At 36.5% G+C, this 16,587-nt stretch carries 15 protein-coding genes and 1 riboswitch; of the genes, 5 read left to right on the top strand and 10 right to left on the bottom strand.

Going from position 1 to position 16,587, the window contains the following annotated elements; translation table 11 throughout:
• Nucleotides 1–57: 57 nt before the first annotated feature.
• The 4 genes from srlE to F8M42_RS01780 form a co-directional block, all read right to left on the bottom strand.
• A complete protein-coding gene (srlE, locus tag F8M42_RS01795) occupies nt 58–1,044 on the bottom strand; it encodes a PTS glucitol/sorbitol transporter subunit IIB (RefSeq protein WP_182187710.1) in 987 nt (328 codons plus the stop codon).
• A 26-nt stretch (nt 1,045–1,070) separates the two neighbouring features.
• Nucleotides 1,071–1,598, bottom strand: a complete 528-nt coding sequence (gene srlA / locus F8M42_RS01790; RefSeq protein WP_182188586.1) for a PTS glucitol/sorbitol transporter subunit IIC — start codon at nt 1,596–1,598, stop codon at nt 1,071–1,073.
• Nucleotides 1,599–1,790: 192 nt separating this feature from the next.
• Nucleotides 1,791–2,156 carry a transcriptional regulator GutM gene (locus tag F8M42_RS01785; protein ID WP_182187709.1) on the bottom strand — a complete coding sequence of 122 codons (366 nt, stop codon included), beginning with the start codon at nt 2,154–2,156 and terminating at the stop codon, nt 1,791–1,793.
• 88 nt (nt 2,157–2,244) lie between these two features.
• Nucleotides 2,245–3,615: a sn-glycerol-1-phosphate dehydrogenase gene (locus tag F8M42_RS01780; protein WP_182187708.1), complete on the bottom strand. Its 1,371-nt coding sequence runs from the start codon at nt 3,613–3,615 to the stop codon at nt 2,245–2,247.
• A gap of 482 nt (nt 3,616–4,097) precedes the next feature.
• On the opposite strand from F8M42_RS01780, the gene F8M42_RS01775 reads away from it, so the two are divergent.
• Nucleotides 4,098–4,907 carry an HAD-IIA family hydrolase gene (locus tag F8M42_RS01775; RefSeq protein WP_182187707.1) on the top strand — a complete coding sequence of 270 codons (810 nt, stop codon included), beginning with the start codon at nt 4,098–4,100 and terminating at the stop codon, nt 4,905–4,907.
• Between the two features lie 102 nt (nt 4,908–5,009).
• Here the strand turns inward: F8M42_RS01775 and F8M42_RS01770 are convergent, their stop codons facing one another.
• Genes F8M42_RS01770 through F8M42_RS01750 form a run of 5 tightly spaced genes read right to left on the bottom strand, consistent with a single transcriptional unit; the run spans nt 5,010 to nt 8,899 of the window.
• A complete protein-coding gene (locus tag F8M42_RS01770; protein WP_196603042.1) occupies nt 5,010–6,359 on the bottom strand; it encodes a sn-glycerol-1-phosphate dehydrogenase in 1,350 nt (449 codons plus the stop codon).
• 34 nt (nt 6,360–6,393) lie between these two features.
• Complete coding sequence (locus tag F8M42_RS01765; RefSeq protein WP_182187706.1) at nt 6,394–7,212, bottom strand: PTS system mannose/fructose/sorbose family transporter subunit IID; 819 nt, start codon at nt 7,210–7,212, stop codon at nt 6,394–6,396.
• Entirely contained in the window at nt 7,213–7,977 is a 765-nt protein-coding gene (locus tag F8M42_RS01760) for a PTS mannose/fructose/sorbose/N-acetylgalactosamine transporter subunit IIC (RefSeq protein ID WP_182187705.1), read from the bottom strand.
• Nucleotides 7,978–7,994: 17 nt separating this feature from the next.
• Nucleotides 7,995–8,471, bottom strand: a complete 477-nt coding sequence (locus F8M42_RS01755) for a PTS sugar transporter subunit IIB (RefSeq protein ID WP_182187704.1) — start codon at nt 8,469–8,471, stop codon at nt 7,995–7,997.
• A gap of 14 nt (nt 8,472–8,485) precedes the next feature.
• Nucleotides 8,486–8,899, bottom strand: a complete 414-nt coding sequence (locus F8M42_RS01750) for a PTS sugar transporter subunit IIA (protein ID WP_182187703.1) — start codon at nt 8,897–8,899, stop codon at nt 8,486–8,488.
• A 259-nt stretch (nt 8,900–9,158) separates the two neighbouring features.
• Here F8M42_RS01750 and F8M42_RS01745 point away from each other — a divergent pair, with 259 nt between their 5' ends.
• The 3 genes from F8M42_RS01745 to F8M42_RS01735 all read left to right on the top strand — a co-directional run bounded on the left by F8M42_RS01745 (nt 9,159) and on the right by F8M42_RS01735 (nt 14,266).
• Nucleotides 9,159–11,810 (top strand): sigma-54-dependent transcriptional regulator, encoded by a 2,652-nt coding sequence (locus F8M42_RS01745; protein WP_182187702.1) that lies wholly within the window; start codon nt 9,159–9,161, stop codon nt 11,808–11,810.
• 417 nt (nt 11,811–12,227) lie between these two features.
• The gene (locus tag F8M42_RS01740) at nt 12,228–13,604 is read left to right on the top strand and encodes a B12-binding domain-containing radical SAM protein (RefSeq protein ID WP_182187701.1); all 1,377 of its coding nucleotides are present in this window, start codon (nt 12,228–12,230) and stop codon (nt 13,602–13,604) included.
• A gap of 53 nt (nt 13,605–13,657) precedes the next feature.
• Complete coding sequence (locus tag F8M42_RS01735) at nt 13,658–14,266, top strand: TetR/AcrR family transcriptional regulator (protein WP_182187700.1); 609 nt, start codon at nt 13,658–13,660, stop codon at nt 14,264–14,266.
• On the opposite strand, the gene F8M42_RS01730 is transcribed toward F8M42_RS01735, so the two are convergent.
• A complete protein-coding gene (locus F8M42_RS01730) occupies nt 14,259–15,089 on the bottom strand; it encodes an energy-coupling factor transporter ATPase (RefSeq protein ID WP_229711394.1) in 831 nt (276 codons plus the stop codon). The genes F8M42_RS01735 and F8M42_RS01730 overlap by 8 nt on opposite strands.
• Before the next feature lie 257 nt (nt 15,090–15,346).
• Nucleotides 15,347–15,521: riboswitch (cobalamin riboswitch) on the top strand.
• 52 nt (nt 15,522–15,573) lie between these two features.
• On the opposite strand from F8M42_RS01730, the gene F8M42_RS01725 reads away from it, so the two are divergent.
• A complete protein-coding gene (locus tag F8M42_RS01725; RefSeq protein ID WP_182187698.1) occupies nt 15,574–16,521 on the top strand; it encodes an L-lactate dehydrogenase in 948 nt (315 codons plus the stop codon).
• Nucleotides 16,522–16,587: the final 66 nt, after the last annotated feature.

The following is a 16,587-nucleotide window of genomic DNA, read 5'->3' as shown; positions in this document are numbered from 1 at the left end:
ATATAAAACACTTTCAGCCGAGATTTTCCTAAAAGTGTTTTATACTTAGTTTAAAATTTACGAAAACAATCCTATACCAACAAAATAAGCCACAATAACACCGATCGGTCCGCCCAATTGACGTGACATCAATATTGCTGGCACCCCGATATCAACAGTTTCCGGTTTTGCTTCCATCAGACTTAAACCAACCGGCATAAAGTCGCAGCCTACTTGTGAATCTATTGCAAATAGTGCCGGCAGGGCAAACTCTGGTGAAATAGCTCCGGCACCAATCTGTGTACCAATCAAAACACCAATTACCTGAGCAATAACAGCACCCGGGCCTAAAACTGGTGACAAGAACGGCAGCGAACAAATAACGGATATGATAAACAATCCAGGCAGTGAACCGGCATATGGTGATAAATGCACGGCAATAAAATCACCTAACCCAGAACCCATTATTAAACCTACGATCATACTTACGAAAGCCATAAACGGTAAAATAGTTTTTACAACCATGTCTATGGTATCACGGCCGGCTTGGAAGAATATCTGGATAACTCCTCCGGCGGCTTTGCCGAACCGCATTAAAATATTTCCCTTTTCTCTTTTGCCGGCGGGTGCGCTTTTAGCTGCCGGTTGTACGGTCTCTGCTGCCGGTGCAGCTGTATTTATGCTTGCTGCACCGTCGGCTGAAGCTGCACTTATACCATTGACTTTTACATCAGAAACATATATTGATTCATTAATATATGATGCCAGCGGACCGGATTTACCAACCGGTGTGAGGTTCACCGTCGGAATACCCTTCTTAGGATAGATACCACAGCGCAATGTTCCACCGCAGTCGACAATTGCGACAGCTATTTCTTCATCCGGAACACCGTGGCTAAACCCATCTACCAATTCAGCGCCGAGTAATTGGGCTATCTTTTCAGCAACTTCCGGTTTCTCACCGCCGGTTATATAAACTACTTTATTGCGTTTTCCTGACAATTTAATTGTCAGCGGTCCGCCAAACCCATTAGGTCCTTTTTCTATTCTAACTGCATCAGCCATGTTTTATTCTCCTTTATCGCTCAATTTTAAAGTTCGACGCCTTTTTTCTTCATCATGTAAAGCGTAATTTTCTCCGTGATGATCCCACGAATCAGTATTACAATTACACCGGCCAGAAAATAGCGCACAGCCAGTTCACTGGTAGGCAGTCCCAGTTGAGCAATACCATTGGCAATACCAAGCCATACAAATAATTCAGCGGGGTTAGCATTAGGAAAAAGACCGGTTATTGGATGACAAAAAGTAATACATGAATCCATAAATGCCGGTTTGTATTTTTCCGGCAGGAAGCGTCCCATTGTATATGCCATCGGATTTCCTAAGAAAAACATTGAGATTACATTAAATACGGTATAACGTAAAATTATATTTTTGCTTGTCAGCTGTGCCAGCTTGTTGATTCTTTCCTGCCCCATAATATGAATAAATGCGTTAATGGCAGTAATTAATGCTATCAATGTCGGCAACATTCCTGTTACCATACCGACAAAACTTTTACCTCCCTCTTGAAATAAACCGATAAATCCCGCTGCCAGAACTCCCAGCTCCTGCATAATCCCCATCGTATTTCCTCCTAAATAATAATAATAAATAAAATACCTTACAGGCACTTAGCCTCTTGTATCCTCTGCAAACACAACCTCCCTTCTTTAAAGTAATCAATATAATTAATATAATAATTATTAAAAATAAGATATTGGAAATTTTCTAACTATTTATTTAACCAACAATATATCGCCACATTACTACGATAGACTTAATTTTTCTTCCAAATTATCCAAAGCCTGCAATAGAGCTTTATTTTGCTTTTTAGCCTGCAGCGCTTCTCGTCTCAATATTCTGACATTCTTTCCCTGCCATTCAACTATATTCTTAAACCTTGCCAGCACAGTTCTTCCTTTCATCTGTTTCGCCTCAAGTATCCGACCTGCGTCGTCACTTACCAAAACCACCACATTTCCTGCAGCCAGTTTGTATTTCTTTTCTCCTATTCCAACATGTCCTTTTGTCATAAAATCTTTCACTATGGTTTTGAAATGATTCATTTGCCGATACATAAAGAAACATTGCAGTACATAAAAAACAAATGCAAGAAACAATATTTTTTCCATTTTACCACCTACAGTTGCAACATAGGAGAGATTTTATACTCTCTTATGCCGCAATTATTTGATAAAAACCTATTAGATCACACAAAACCTATTTCTTAATAAAATCGTCTATTACTTTTGTATATTTTTCTGTCAAACCAAGATCTGAAAGCATATTTAATATAGTGTAGCGCTGACGAACTTCCTTAGCGATCATCATACTATTATGAACGATTGTTTCATCAACACCCACATCCTGGGGACGAAGCGGTGCACCAGCCCGTTTCATAATATTCTCAATAAATGCCGCTGTTTTTGCCGTTTTTGCCAAAGCAATAATTTTATCAAAATTATCTCTAATCTTTTCTATACGCTTGATGCGGTTTTCCACAGAATTTCTTTTATCCTTAGCAGCATTTCTCAATATTCCCGGCGCCGCTTTACCATAAAGACGTTTGATATCCTGTTCCCATTCAGCTTCATCAAATTTTTTGGCAGCATCTATTGCTGCAGCGAAATCCACTTTTTCCTGAGTAAATGTTTCATAAATCTTGCCGACTAAAATACTGGTAAGGCCGACTTTTGTGCCATGCAAAAGTGCTTCCTTGCCTTGGAATAAAAACATCATTTCCCAATAATGTGACAAATGGTGTTCACTTCCTGATGCTGGACGGGAATTGTTAACATAACTCATAGCTATGCCCGTACGGAGCAATCCATCCATAATATTACCAATGGCAGCATCAGAACGTGTTTTTACACCATCAATGTTATCTATACATTTTTGGATAGCATCGGCTGATATCTTTGCAGTTGCCGGGCAATAGTACTCATCGTTTATTATTCTGCTTAGTTGCCAGTCAACAAGTGCTGAACATTTGCCTATCATATCGCCAAGTCCTGCCAAAATCATTCTTTCCGGTGCTTTCTTCAATATATCGACATCACCTAAAACTACTTTGGGTAATGCACAAGGGACACTTGTTTTCAAATTATCTATTGTGAGCGCTGATGTGTCTGATACAAAACCATCCATCGAAGGAGCCGTGGCGACAATCATTGATCTTATTCCCGTACGACCGCTTATATATTTAGTAAGATCATTAAGTACTCCCGAACCAACAGCGATAAGAAAATCCGTTGAATTATCAACCGCCAAAATCAATTTTCCCATGGCCTGCTCGTCCGGAACCAAGTCACGATCCACAGTATATATAACTGTCTTATAATCGACACCTTTTTGTTTTAATAAATTTTCCACAAGACTGCCAGCTACCTTGTACGTATGTGAATCTGCTACTATTAACGGATGTTTGCTTTTATATTCTTCAACAATATCAGCAACTTGATTTATGACACCATTCCCAATAATAACTTTATCAACATTCATATAATGTTCCCGACCGCATTCACACGGAATTCTCTTTCCGATAAAATCATTGATTTCCATTTTGCTTACTGTTTCTGCTGTTAATTTCATTTATTTTCATCCCTTCTGCAATAGATGCAATAGATCACAAAAATGCTCAACGTATATACAACATGGCCGTCATATTCTATTCAATAAACACCACCATTTATTCATTGAACCGAAATTTTCCAGATATGATTCATTTTATAAGATTAAATCATGTCCTTTTTCTGTTTAAATCTTTCGTTTATTTTGTTTTACTATTCTTTATTGGTTTTATTATAACAAATCATTTTTAAAAATCAAGCTTTTTTTATTTATTATAATTTTATTTTATCTGTCAGACAAAGCCCTTATAATTAAAGCTTTTATGGTATAATCAGCAGTAGCAAGGCCTCTTTTTATCATTATTTTTTATATTATACTTTACTTTTTTTATTATCATTAAAAGCATAAATCGTTGTTTTATATTTAAAATAATCGATTGACATTAATTTGTTATTTAGTTATACTCTAATCAACGATAAAAGTAACTAAAGAGGTGTAAAAAAATGTTTTCAAATATAAACGAAGACAAGAACGATATTATTAAAAATATCGAGTATTTTGCTCTCGACATGGATGGTACCGTTTATCTCGACGATTATTGGATAGAAGGGGCAAAAGATTTTCTCAAAAAAATTGAATCTTCTAAGCGTAAATACGTTTTTCTGACTAACAATTCATCTAAAGGTCCTAAAAACTACGTTGATAAGCTCCATAAAATGGGACTTGATATTGATTTAGATAAAATCATCACTTCCGGGCAGGCAACAATTTATTATTTGCAGCAGCATTATCCCGGTAAAAAAGTTTTTCTTTTAGGCAATGATTTACTAAAAGAAGACTTTGCAGAAAATGGCATTCTTCTTGACGACACTAATCCAGATTTAGTTGTTACAGCGTTTGATACTACTTTGGATTATAATAAGATGTCTAAGGTATGTGATTTTGTTAGAGCCGGATTGCCATATATAGCTACTCACCCTGATTATAACTGCCCTACTAAGACAGGTTTTATTCCTGATGCCGGGGCTATCCACGCTTTCATAAAAGCCTCTTCTTTTAGATATCCGGACCGTATTATCGGTAAACCCAATGCTGATATTGTGAAATATTTACTTGCCCGTCTTAATACAACCGGCAAAAAAGTCCTGATGGTTGGCGATCGCTTATACACGGATATTGCTACCGGTGTCAATAACGGTCTTTACAGCATGTTGGTATTAAGCGGTGAAACTAAGCTTAAAGATGTGGAATCTTCTAAAGTCAAACCCCACCTTATATTTGACTCTGTAAAAGAAGTTATCCCATTTTTATAAAACCCTCCAGAATCATCAAACAGAATGGACAACAGCGTATTCCTTCCCATTTAACGCCGTTGTCCATTTTGTTTTATACTATGAATTCTGACTGTTGTTATTTCATGCTTTTATGTTTGCTATCTGTGCACATACTGCATCAGCAATTTCTTCCTGCCAGCCGCAGTCAAACAACAATTGCAACAAACCATAACGATTACGCAACTCCTTGGCATAAATTATACCATTTCTGAGCATTTCTTTAGTAACATCGATTTGACTTGGTAGATACGGTGCATTAATTTTTTTCATTTTATCTATTATTTCTTCTATGGATGGTAATTTTTCTGCTAAGTCAATAATTGCGTCTTTATGTTTTTCAATCATAACAAGCCGTCGTGCCACATTTTCGTCAGAGTTTTTATGAACACGGTCTTCAAGTGCTATAACACCAGGTGCTGCAGGTCCATACACGCACTGAATATTTTTTATCCATTCCGCTTTATCAAAATGCGGTTTTGCAAATACTGTCGTATTTCTTAATTTTTCAGCCATTTTTTGATAAAGCATAAGCGATATAACCGTACCTACACCTACTTTAGTGCCATGATGCACGCCTTCATGTCCATGTTGTAAAAAAATCATTTCCCAGTAATGTGACATATGATGTTCACTACCTGAGGCAGGGCGAGAATTGCCGCTATAGCTCATATCAATACCAGCCAGTATCAATCCTTCCATCACGGAAGCGACCGCTGTTTCATTGCGTTCCGCAATGCCATTATCAGCAGCTGCTGCTACATCAGCCACTGCATCATACATCATATTTACCAATTTAGGACAATAATATTCATCATTTATAAGATGAGCCAGCTTCCAGTCTGTCAAGCAAACGTATTTCCCGAAAATATCACCAATACCAGCGGTAATTAAATGCATTGGAGCATCTTTTAATACGGCCGTATCTGCTATAATAGCCGCCGGACGTCCCACATTTTCATACGTAGTTTTAAGATTATCCACAATTAGCGGTGCAACATCGGATGCATAGCCGTCCATTGACGGTGCGGTAGCAACAATAAAATAATCAGCCTTAATCATGTGAGAAATATATTTGCACAAATCATTTATTATCCCGGAACCAATTCCTATTAATAAATCACATTCGTTGGGAATATGAGTCATGACTTTTCCTACCGATAGCTCGTCAGGCACTAACTCATGGTTAGAAAATATATATTTGTTATATTTTATATTATTTTTATCAAAAATCTTATATAATTTTTTTCCGGCTGCTTTTTGTGTATTAATGTCGGCAATAATACAAATATTACCGTAATCTTTTTCCTTCACATATTCCGGTACCGCTAAAAGCGCACCATGTTTCAACAAAACATGCCGAATATCACATTCATGATTACGCCCGCAATCGCATGTTATCTTTTTATCTATATAATCTTCCCAATTGCGCAATACAATCTCCCTTTCTATTTCAACATTTTATATCTTAAAATATACCTAAACAGCCTGTCACAATACCAAACAAAATTAATGCTCCCATCAGTTTTATCGGTGATGTTCCTTTGCGGACATAATGTAAAACTGCCAATGTCAAAATCAAAGGAATAAGTCCTGGCATTAATTTGTCAAGCAAATCATATTGTAAATCAAACATAGCACCGCCGCCTAAATCAAAATTGAGATAAAATTGTAATGGAATAAATCTACCTACCAATCCCCCCATTACCATCGTTCCCAAAAGTGAAGCAGCTTCTATCACTCTATTTATTTTCCCGCCCGACATTATTTCTTCTACTGCCCTTCTACCATATTTATAGCCATTAAACCACATATTATAAGATATTCCGGTCATGATTATAAATTGTGCAACAAGAAAAATAATAGGTCCGGCAATATTATTATTATTGGTTATCCCAATACATATGGCCAGCATTATCGGCGTTATAACACCTTGTGTAAGCGTATCCCCAACTCCGGCCAACGGTCCCATCAGTCCTGTTTTTATGCCATTAAAAGCTTCATCGGTGATTGGCTGTCCGCCAGCCCTTTCTTCTTCCATGGCCACCGTAACGCCATGTATGACAGAACCGCATATTGGTTCCGTATTAAAAAATGACATATGCCGTATTATGCCTTGTTTTTGCTCTTCTTTGTCTTGTGGATAAAGTTTTTTCATTATTGGCAGCATTGCATGCGCAAATGCTGTAGCCTGCAAGCGTTCATAATTATAATTTGACTGCGCAAACATGAACCAGTTTAACCATGATTTACGTACGTCGGACTTCGTTAATTTATTAGCGTCCATTTATACATTGCCTCCCTTATCATTTTTACTGTAATTTATAGTACTTATTGTCAAAGCAATGACTGCACCAATTATTGAAATTATGATAATATCCATGCCAAAATATACTGAACATAAAATCCCTAAAACAAAGAACGGCATTGTAAAACTATTACCAATCAATTTCAAGTTCATCGCAATACCAAGTGCCGGGAGCATTGCCCCTATTACATTGAACACATGTAAAATATTTGGTGTAAGCAAGCTGAGCATTCCGTTTACAGCAGCAGGGCCATAATAAACTACCAGCGTTGCCGGGATAAAACTCATAATAAACAATAGTATCTGTGGTGGTACTACATTAATAAATGCCACCATATTAATGTTGCCTTTTTCTACCTCTTTATCTGCCCAATGCACAAAAAATGAATTTACCGTCATTTTACCGATCCACAGAACCGTCGCTATTGTTCCCAATGGTACCGATATGGCCATTGCCGTACCTACATCAAGATTTGATGCTATTGCCAACGCTGTCCCCACATAACCGGCAAAAGATGGATCCCCCATCTGAGCTCCACCAGCTGAAATAAATCCTAAATATATTACATTTATCCCAGCACCAATCAATGCTCCTTCTAATGGATGTCCCAAAATAATACCGGTTATAAAACCTGCCAAAAGTGGCCTGTTAAAAGTAAAAAATCCAACATAAGTTAACCATGGACTCCATGAAAGATAATAAAACAACCCTATTAAGCCTGCCTGAATCACTGTAACTTCCATTTTTTAACTATCTCCCTTCATTTAAAAAAATTTTGTATATCTTTTGGAGAATCATCCGGTACGATCTGCACTACCACATGTACTCCATCGTCAATCAATTCTTTAAAACATATCTTTTCATCATCCGAAATAGAAATATTTCGATAAAGTTGTTTACGCCCTTTTGTTGCTCCCATTCCTCCTAAATCAAGTTCCTGTATTTTTACCCCATTGTCCATAAGTGACTTCACTGTCATTGGTGTCTTAACTAAAACAATCACTCTTTCCCCCATATCATCACCTTTCAGTATTTCTGCCGCCGCTTCGACCGTATGAATACCAATCTTAAATGACGCCGGTGCTGCCATTTTAATTATTTTTGACATAAATTCATCATTGGCTACCTTGTCGTCTACAACTATAATCCTATTCCCTTTTGTCACCTTGGCCCACGCCGTTACAACCTGTCCATGAATTAATCGATCATCAATTCTAGTCAATACAATATTTAACATAACTTTTCTCTCCTTTATGCTTTTGTTGATGACAACTCTTCAAATAATTCCTTTATTCCGTTTTTCCCGGCTTCCATACAATGCTTAGTCAACTCAGCCAGGTTACAGCTGCTGCGCATTGTCAGTGCTTCCAACAGCATTGGAAAGCTCAGCCCTGTTATGCATTTATAAGGAACGCTAATCTTAGAACTCGCTATAGCAGCCGCATTATAAGGACTTGCTCCGAATAAATCAGCAAAAACCAAAACACCTTCCCCTTGGTTCAATTCATTTATTACTGCCCCAACATCGCTGCAAAAGCCTCCAATATCATCTCCGCGATGCAGCCCCATCGTTTTAGCTTTTTCAACCGTCCCCAGCACCAGCTCGGCACTTTTCAGCATTGCTTTACCAAAATCTTCATGTGTTAAGAGCAAAACTGCAATCATATAATTCCTCCTTGTCTTACCAGCTTATAGTTTTATAACGCAATAACCGTGCCAATACACATAACTACATGTGTATCATCTATTTAAATCAACTGTTTATAGACATATACAAGGGTTACTTGTATATTAAAAATATTCTTTTTTTATCAATTCTACAAAAATTTATTAATATTAATACACATTCTATGCTAAAATTATGTGTATTAATATTATGTGTATCAACAATCTGTATCAATTATTATAAAGGAGTACTTTAAACATGCATTATTCACGCAGTCAAAAAATCTTCCATGTCCTTAAAGAATATGGTAATAATGTCATTAAGCATACTTATCCGGAAATTTCTCCTGAACTAGGCTGTACAACCATATATATTGCCAATAATACCGGTATTTTACGTAATAATGTCAGCATGGAATTAAATACAGCCCTCAAACAAGACCGTGTATTGAAAATAAATGGTAAGCCAGTATTATATATTGAAAAGACATTATTAGAAAAAACTTATAATATCCACTTGCATAAAAATATCTTTAGTAATTTTATTGAATTTAAGAATTATTTAACCGGAATCACTTCAATGGATAACCCCCTTCCCATCCTCACCACCAAGATTCCCACCCGACATCAAAACTTTCCCGCTCCACCTGTATATGAAAAGAACTTACATACTGGTAAAAATCATGATGTATTTGATAATCTAATCGGCATATCTGACGATCTTTACACTCAATCCAAGCAGGCTAAAGCAGCCATATTATATCCTCCTAATGGACTCCATACATTAATAACAGGACCAACCGGTAGTGGTAAAACCACTTTTGCCAACATAATGTACCGTTATGCAATAGAAATGAAAACTTTAAAAAAAAATGCCCCTTTTATCATTTTCAACTGTTCCGATTATGCTGAAAATACACAATTACTATTATCTCATTTATTTGGTCACACTAAAGGCGCATTTACCGGTGCCTTTAAAGAGACTACCGGTCTCGTAGGACAGGCTGACGGAGGAATTCTATTTCTCGATGAAATACATCGGCTGCCGCCTGAAGGACAGGAAATGCTATTTTCACTTATAGATCATGGAAAATATCGTAAATTAGGTGAAAGTGAAAATTTTCATAAAGCCAACGTCCTAATTTTAGCTGCCACAACAGAAAATCCGCAATCCGCCATATTAAAAACCTTTTTTCGCCGTATTCCCATTTTAATTACCCTGCCTATGCTCAGTGAAAGACCGCTAAAAGTACGTATGAAATTTATAAACCATTTTTTCCAAACAGAAGCAAAGATAATAAAAAAACCTTTAATCGTTTCTAAAGAAGTTATAAAAGTATTGCTTACATATAAGTGCAGCGGTAATATCGGACAACTGCATAACGATATACAAGTACTTTGTGCTAATGCCTTTATTGAGAACGTTCTATCTGTAAATCCCAATAATACACCAGGTATAACAATCAAACTTTCTCAGTTAACTGATAATTTAAAAAATGAATTTTTTCAATCAACCTCTCATCGCCAGGGATTATATAAAACTTTTAATTTTAATGATATAACCTCCATTACTTTCGATGGTACTAATGACCAGTTAAGTGACTTATTAATAAAGGATGATTATGCCGTAAATGCTGCTTTTTATGAAGATATATTAAAAACTGCCCAATCATTTTATAAAGACGGTATTGCCATTGAGACAATAAAAGAAAAAATTCATTCCAAGCTTCATCGTCAAAAAAATAATATCAACGATAACAAAAAAGTAAAAATTGATAAAGAAATATTGAATAAAATTGTCAATACCGATATTATTCACCTAATAAAAAATCACCTGTCAAAGACAAAAGACTATTTTGATACCAATGACAATAAAATGATCTACAGTCTGGCCCTGCATCTGGAAATGCTTAAAGATCGTCTGGAAAACGGCCAATCTGCCACAGGTATTAATGTTAAGGATATATCAGCCAAATACCCTAATGAATATGTATTATCCAAAAATATATGTTCCGATGCCGCAAAATTATTTGCCATGGCAATTCCTCCGGAAGAAATTGCTATCATTGCTTCTTTCTTCCACACCATAAAACAAAATAAATCCTCCTTCATCCCTATAATAGTTGTATGTCATGGACGCAGTACTGCCAGCAGTATGGTAGAGGTTGTAAAAGCTCTAATGGGCAATCCTGAAATTTATGCCATAGATATGCCGCTTGACGCAAAAATAGACACTACCCTGACACTTGCCATTGATCTATCCAAAAGAATCAACACCCCCCGTGGTATCCTCATGCTTGTAGATATGGGTTCATTAGTTGATTTTGGTGATATGATAAATGCTAAATTTCCGGCAACGATAAAAACTATTAATAACATATCAACGCCATTACTATTAGAAGCCGCCCGCCGCTGCATGATGCCCGACATTACTTTGAATGACATTGCACGGTTATTAAATAACCAATTCATATACACGTCACAACTGCAAACGGAATCCAGCATTTCCAATTCATTTTCTTGGGCAGAAGGTGTAGATCTCCAACTATTTAATAAGATAATAACCTCTCTATCAGATATAACCACCTTCATTGACGTAAAAAAAGCGACTGACCTGCTCGGCCAATCGCTGCACGAAGTATTAACAAATTACAACCAAACAATCACTGACAACATCTTTGTCAAATTCATTTTCCATTCAATATGCATGCTGGAACGTGTCATTCGTAAAGAAGCATTGCCGTATAAAAATTATAGCACTCTCAAAAAAAGCCATTATGATTTGTTCGACACAATCCAAAAAAGTTTTTCCCCTATAGAAGAAATATATGGTATAGTCATCCCCGTTACTGAACTATCCTATGTAGTGGAAATGTTTCTGTTATTTTTACCGCCGACTTTAAAAAAATAGCATCATAATCATTTATCATCCAATAGCTAACTACAATTATCATAAAAAGTTTCCCTAAAGCTTGACAAATTCTCATTAACGAACTAACGTTAGGTAGGAAGAAATGTTTTTAATAAAATATCGGCATTGAAATTTCTCAACAGTGGAAATAATGATGTACGTTTTTTTAAGAGAATATAAAAAAAGTATTGCAGATCAGCATATAGTCTCAAAGAGTCACTTATTGGTTTTGTACAGACAAAGTCAAACACTGGTTAATATACTGATTTTAACAAGATGAGCTGATAGTCTTCAACTCATCACATGCTTTATAGTATATTTTCTCACCAAAATAATTCTAACAAACGAGGGCGCGTCGCAACCTTGTTTTAATTACTATTTGTGCCGTAAGCGACAGCGGCGGAATGCGAGGTTAATATGAAAGTGGTTTTTATCGTTCCGACTGACTCAATACGCCGCACACCACTTTATAGAATCGGCGGCAATATTTATGGTTATTCTAATATCATTACCGGTCCATTAATATTAGGCCATATTCTAAAAAACGCCGGCCATTGCGTCGACGTATATGAAGAACTAAATGATAATATTGATTTTTCCCAATGCAATAATGCTGACGTCATCGGTATTTACACAATGACTTCCTGTGCACCGCGCGCCTATCAAATAGCTGATGCACTTCGTGCACGTAATAAGCATGTCATTATCGGTGGAATGCATGCCAGTGCTGTTCCTGAAGAAGCAATAAAGCATGCCGATCAAGTCATTGTCGGTGAAGCAGAAAGTGTCATCAAAGATGTCGTTGAAAAAAATATCGACAGCAAGATAATTCATGCACCAATAATTAATGACTTAGATAAAATTCCCTTTCCTGATTACTCACTACTACGGAGTTCGCATTGCAACGCTGCAAATGTGATAACAACGCGTGGTTGTCCATTTTGCTGCAGTTTCTGTACAACTTCACGAATGTTTCACCCTTATCGTGAACGCAGTGTCGAAAATGTCATTGAAGAATTACGTTATTATAAGTCATTAGGATTCAAATATATGAACTTCGAAGATGACAATTTTACCGCCAATAAAAATCGTACTAAGGAACTACTACGCCGCATGATTAAAGAAAACCTCATTTTCAAAGAAACTTTTTTCTTTGGCCGCACAGATCTGGCAGAAGATGATGAGCTTTTACAGTTATTACAGCAAGCCCACCTGAATCGTGTATTAGTAGGAATTGAATCATTAAACCAAAAATCCCTGAATTCTATACATAAAAAACAAAAAATTGTCGATATTGAAAAATGTGCTAATAAACTAGCAAAATATAAAATCAGATTAATTGCCAGCTTAGTTTTAGGTCTGGACAATGACAATATCAGTGACATACGCCGTGGTGTCGATTTTTGCCGTCATATCCACGCCTATCAATTACAACCAGCCATTTTAACGCCATTTCCGGGAACTCCTGTTTATCGGCAATTTGACCAAGAAAATCGTCTTATAACAAATAACTGGCGCTATTTCGACATGATGAATGTTACATTTGAACCACATAATATGTCCGCTTGGAAATTACAAAAAGAATTTCTCCGTGCTGTGCGGAAGTTCTATGATTTCACTTCATCATTTAAAATCATGAAAATTTTTGGTATCAATTCCGGCCTTAGACGCCTGGGTTTATGGTTAATAAGTAGATTTGGCATTATTATTGCTTATTGCTATCTGGCAATCTCACAACACAGTTACTATAAAAAGCTGAAACATTTTTCTGCCAATAAAAATCTTCAGCAATAAAATAACTTCAATAAATTTTTGTTTAAAAACATCCCTACAAAACGGAGGACAACATGTCAGCACAAGATATTAGTACAGCGGCATTGCTATTATTTGCCGAAAAAGGTTATGATGCTACAACCATAGCGGATATTGCGAAAAAAGCCGGTATAAAAAAACCATCAATTTATGCCCATTATTCCAGTAAGATGGAAATTTTACTTACCGTACTGCAAACAGTCAAAAACAATTACCTGACATTTTTCAGGGAAAATCTTGACCAAACGTCTGCTATCCCACCCGATGACAGATTGCGACATATCTTTTTTTCTATCAGCGGCTATTTCCTGCAGCATCGCAACGAATTATATTTTTGGATGAGAGTCTGGCTGTTTCCTCCGGTTGATTGCACACATGATGTATTGCTATCAATACAGGAAACCAATAAGCAATTAGCTGAAACAATTGCTACCATTTTCCAACAAGGCATCAATAATAAAATTTTTATTGATGAGACTGCTTTAGAGTTAGCGCATGCCTATTTATGTATGTTAGATGGTTATCTGGTGCGTGTAATATGCCACCCCAAATTTGATTATGACAAAACCCTATCCATAATATGGAACGCTTTTTTATTAAAATCTTTAAAGTTGCCAGATGCATCTATCGATCGACCTAATTAACTTTCAAATTTTCTATCAACTCATCTGTACTATAAATATCATTTGCTATATCCATCCCTTTTAGACGCAGCCTATGAGCTATCTGCGCTGCCAATGGCATTTCCAGTCCCAATCTTTTCACTTTTGCAGCATCACTAAACACCTGCCTGGGACTACCGTCAACAGCAATTTTCCCCATATGCATTACAATTATTCGGTCAGCCATTATCGCTTCATTCATAAAATGAGTAATAAGTATTATTGTTATCCCATATTTTTCATGAATTTCCCGCACCGCTTTTAACACAGCTTCTCTTCCAGACGGATCAAGCATTGCCGTTGGCTCGTCCAGTACCAGATAATCTGTACGCATCGCTAATACTCCTGCTATTGCAATCAGTTGTTTTTGTCCACCTGATAAAAGATGAGGAGCGAATTTGCGCTTTTTTTCCATTCCCACCGCTCGTAAACTTTCTGTGACACGTTTTTTTATCTCTTGTGGCACTATTCCCAGATTTTCCGGACCAAAAGCTACATCATCTTCAACGATTGCCGCGATTATCTGATTATCGGGATTTTGAAATACCATTCCTACTTTTTGCCGCACCTGCCAAATAGTCGCTTCATTTCTGGTATCCATGCCATCAACAATGCATACGCCTTTCGTTGGCAGCAATAGCCCATTCAGTTGACGTGCCAATGTAGATTTTCCTGAACCATTAAGCCCTACTACAGCAATAAACTCACCCTTATCTATTGTGAGATTAATATTTTCCAAGGCATTTTTTTCATTATCAAATTGTTTGTATTTATATATAAGATTTTTTATTTCAATTTTACCCAATTTATATCTTCCAATCATTTTTCAAAATATCTTTCTTTATCATAAATGTTTTCATATCATTGTCAATAGTTTTTATTCTTATGTTTATAATTTATACTATAATAATAAGTACATATTGATGAAAAATATCATTTATTCTTATATTTTTATCATTTTCATAATTTTACATCATTATTGACATTTATCGTGTTATGTGCCACAATATTGGCATGTAGTATATTATATTTAGTCCAGCAGCATAAATGAATATAATGCCCATACGAATTCAAGGAACAGGTGTCAGTGACTTAATAGAGAATCCGGTAAAATCCGGAGCTGTCCCGCAGCTGTCATGCAGAGTAAATTGCAATATGTCATTGAGATAATAATCTTGAGAAGGCGCAATAAACGATGAAGCTTAGCCAGAAGAACTGCCTGTTGACATCACCATGCCGCAAATTTATTCATACGACAAACCTACGAGTGATAGGGAGGAGAATTTTCCATGATAAACAAAGGTAAAATTGTGATTATCGGTGCCAGTAATGTCGGTTCGGCAATATTAGGCAAAATAACCGATTTTCAGCTGGCGTCTGAAATAGTCTTAATAGACATAAACGCCGACAAAGCAAAGGGTGAAGCTCTTGATGCCAGTCATGCCACTTCGTGCATATACAGTACGAACATAAATGTACATACAGGTACATATAAGGATTGCCAAAATGCCGGTATAATAATTATTACTGCCGGTCCCAGCATCAGACCGGGTGAAAAACCGGATCGTTTAATATTGGCAAAAACCAACACCAAAATAATGAACAGCATTATGACTGAAATAATCAAGTATACCAAGGATGCAATGATAATTGCAATAACTAATCCACTTGATGTGGCAACATACTATATTTCTACCCATTTTGATTATCCGCGGGAAAAAATCGTAGGCACTGGTACAATGCTTGAAACCTTTCGCTTTCGCCGCATTTTAGCTGATCACTATCATGTTGATCCAAAAAACATCCATGGATATATCTTAGGAGAGCATGGTAATAGCGCTTTTACGGCCTGGAGTACTGTCAATATCGCCGGCATGCCCCTTGAACACCTTGATGATTGTTTCAATTTCTCACAAAAAATAAATCGTCAGGCTATTGAAGATGCTGTCGTTCAGGTAGCTTACGATATAATAAATTTAAAAGGCTGGACCAATACAGGTATTGCTATGGTTGCCTGTCGATTCATAAAATCAATTTTATATGATGAACATACTATCCTGCCAATGTCCGCTGTTCTTGAAGGTGAATATGGTATACGCGGTGTGGCCTTAAGCATACCTCGCATGGTTTGTGCCGAGGGTATTGTAAAATCTTTCGAAGTTAAGCTTTCTTCCAAAGAAACAAATCAATTATTGGAATCAGCTGAAAGTGTAAGAAACGCACTCTCCAATATTTAATCATAAAATAATTAAATTTTTTATATATGCCCATTTTCTTCTTATACTTTCATAAGGGGGGAATGG

This window comes from Pectinatus frisingensis (genome assembly GCF_014076555.1).
Taxonomy (GTDB): domain Bacteria; phylum Bacillota; class Negativicutes; order Selenomonadales; family Selenomonadaceae; genus Pectinatus; species Pectinatus frisingensis.
The sequence above is the reverse complement of the archived record's forward strand: the minus strand, read 5'-3'. Positions and strand labels throughout refer to the sequence as shown.

Bases quoted from the DNA above. Each gene is read 5' to 3' on its own strand.
- srlE (WP_182187710.1), bottom strand. From the start codon at position 1,044: ATGGCTGATGCAGTTAGAATAGAAAAAGGACCTAATGGGTTTGGCGGA.
- srlA (WP_182188586.1), bottom strand. From the start codon at position 1,598: ATGCAGGAGCTGGGAGTTCTGGCAGCGGGATTTATCGGTTTATTTCAA.
- F8M42_RS01785 (WP_182187709.1), bottom strand. From the start codon at position 2,156: ATGGAAAAAATATTGTTTCTTGCATTTGTTTTTTATGTACTGCAATGT.
- F8M42_RS01780 (WP_182187708.1), bottom strand. From the start codon at position 3,615: ATGAAATTAACAGCAGAAACAGTAAGCAAAATGGAAATCAATGATTTT.
- F8M42_RS01775 (WP_182187707.1), top strand. From the start codon at position 4,098: ATGTTTTCAAATATAAACGAAGACAAGAACGATATTATTAAAAATATC.
- F8M42_RS01765 (WP_182187706.1), bottom strand. From the start codon at position 7,212: ATGGACGCTAATAAATTAACGAAGTCCGACGTACGTAAATCATGGTTA.
- F8M42_RS01760 (WP_182187705.1), bottom strand. From the start codon at position 7,977: ATGGAAGTTACAGTGATTCAGGCAGGCTTAATAGGGTTGTTTTATTAT.
- F8M42_RS01755 (WP_182187704.1), bottom strand. From the start codon at position 8,471: ATGTTAAATATTGTATTGACTAGAATTGATGATCGATTAATTCATGGA.
- F8M42_RS01750 (WP_182187703.1), bottom strand. From the start codon at position 8,899: ATGATTGCAGTTTTGCTCTTAACACATGAAGATTTTGGTAAAGCAATG.
- F8M42_RS01745 (WP_182187702.1), top strand. From the start codon at position 9,159: ATGCATTATTCACGCAGTCAAAAAATCTTCCATGTCCTTAAAGAATAT.
- F8M42_RS01740 (WP_182187701.1), top strand. From the start codon at position 12,228: ATGAAAGTGGTTTTTATCGTTCCGACTGACTCAATACGCCGCACACCA.
- F8M42_RS01735 (WP_182187700.1), top strand. From the start codon at position 13,658: ATGTCAGCACAAGATATTAGTACAGCGGCATTGCTATTATTTGCCGAA.
- F8M42_RS01725 (WP_182187698.1), top strand. From the start codon at position 15,574: ATGATAAACAAAGGTAAAATTGTGATTATCGGTGCCAGTAATGTCGGT.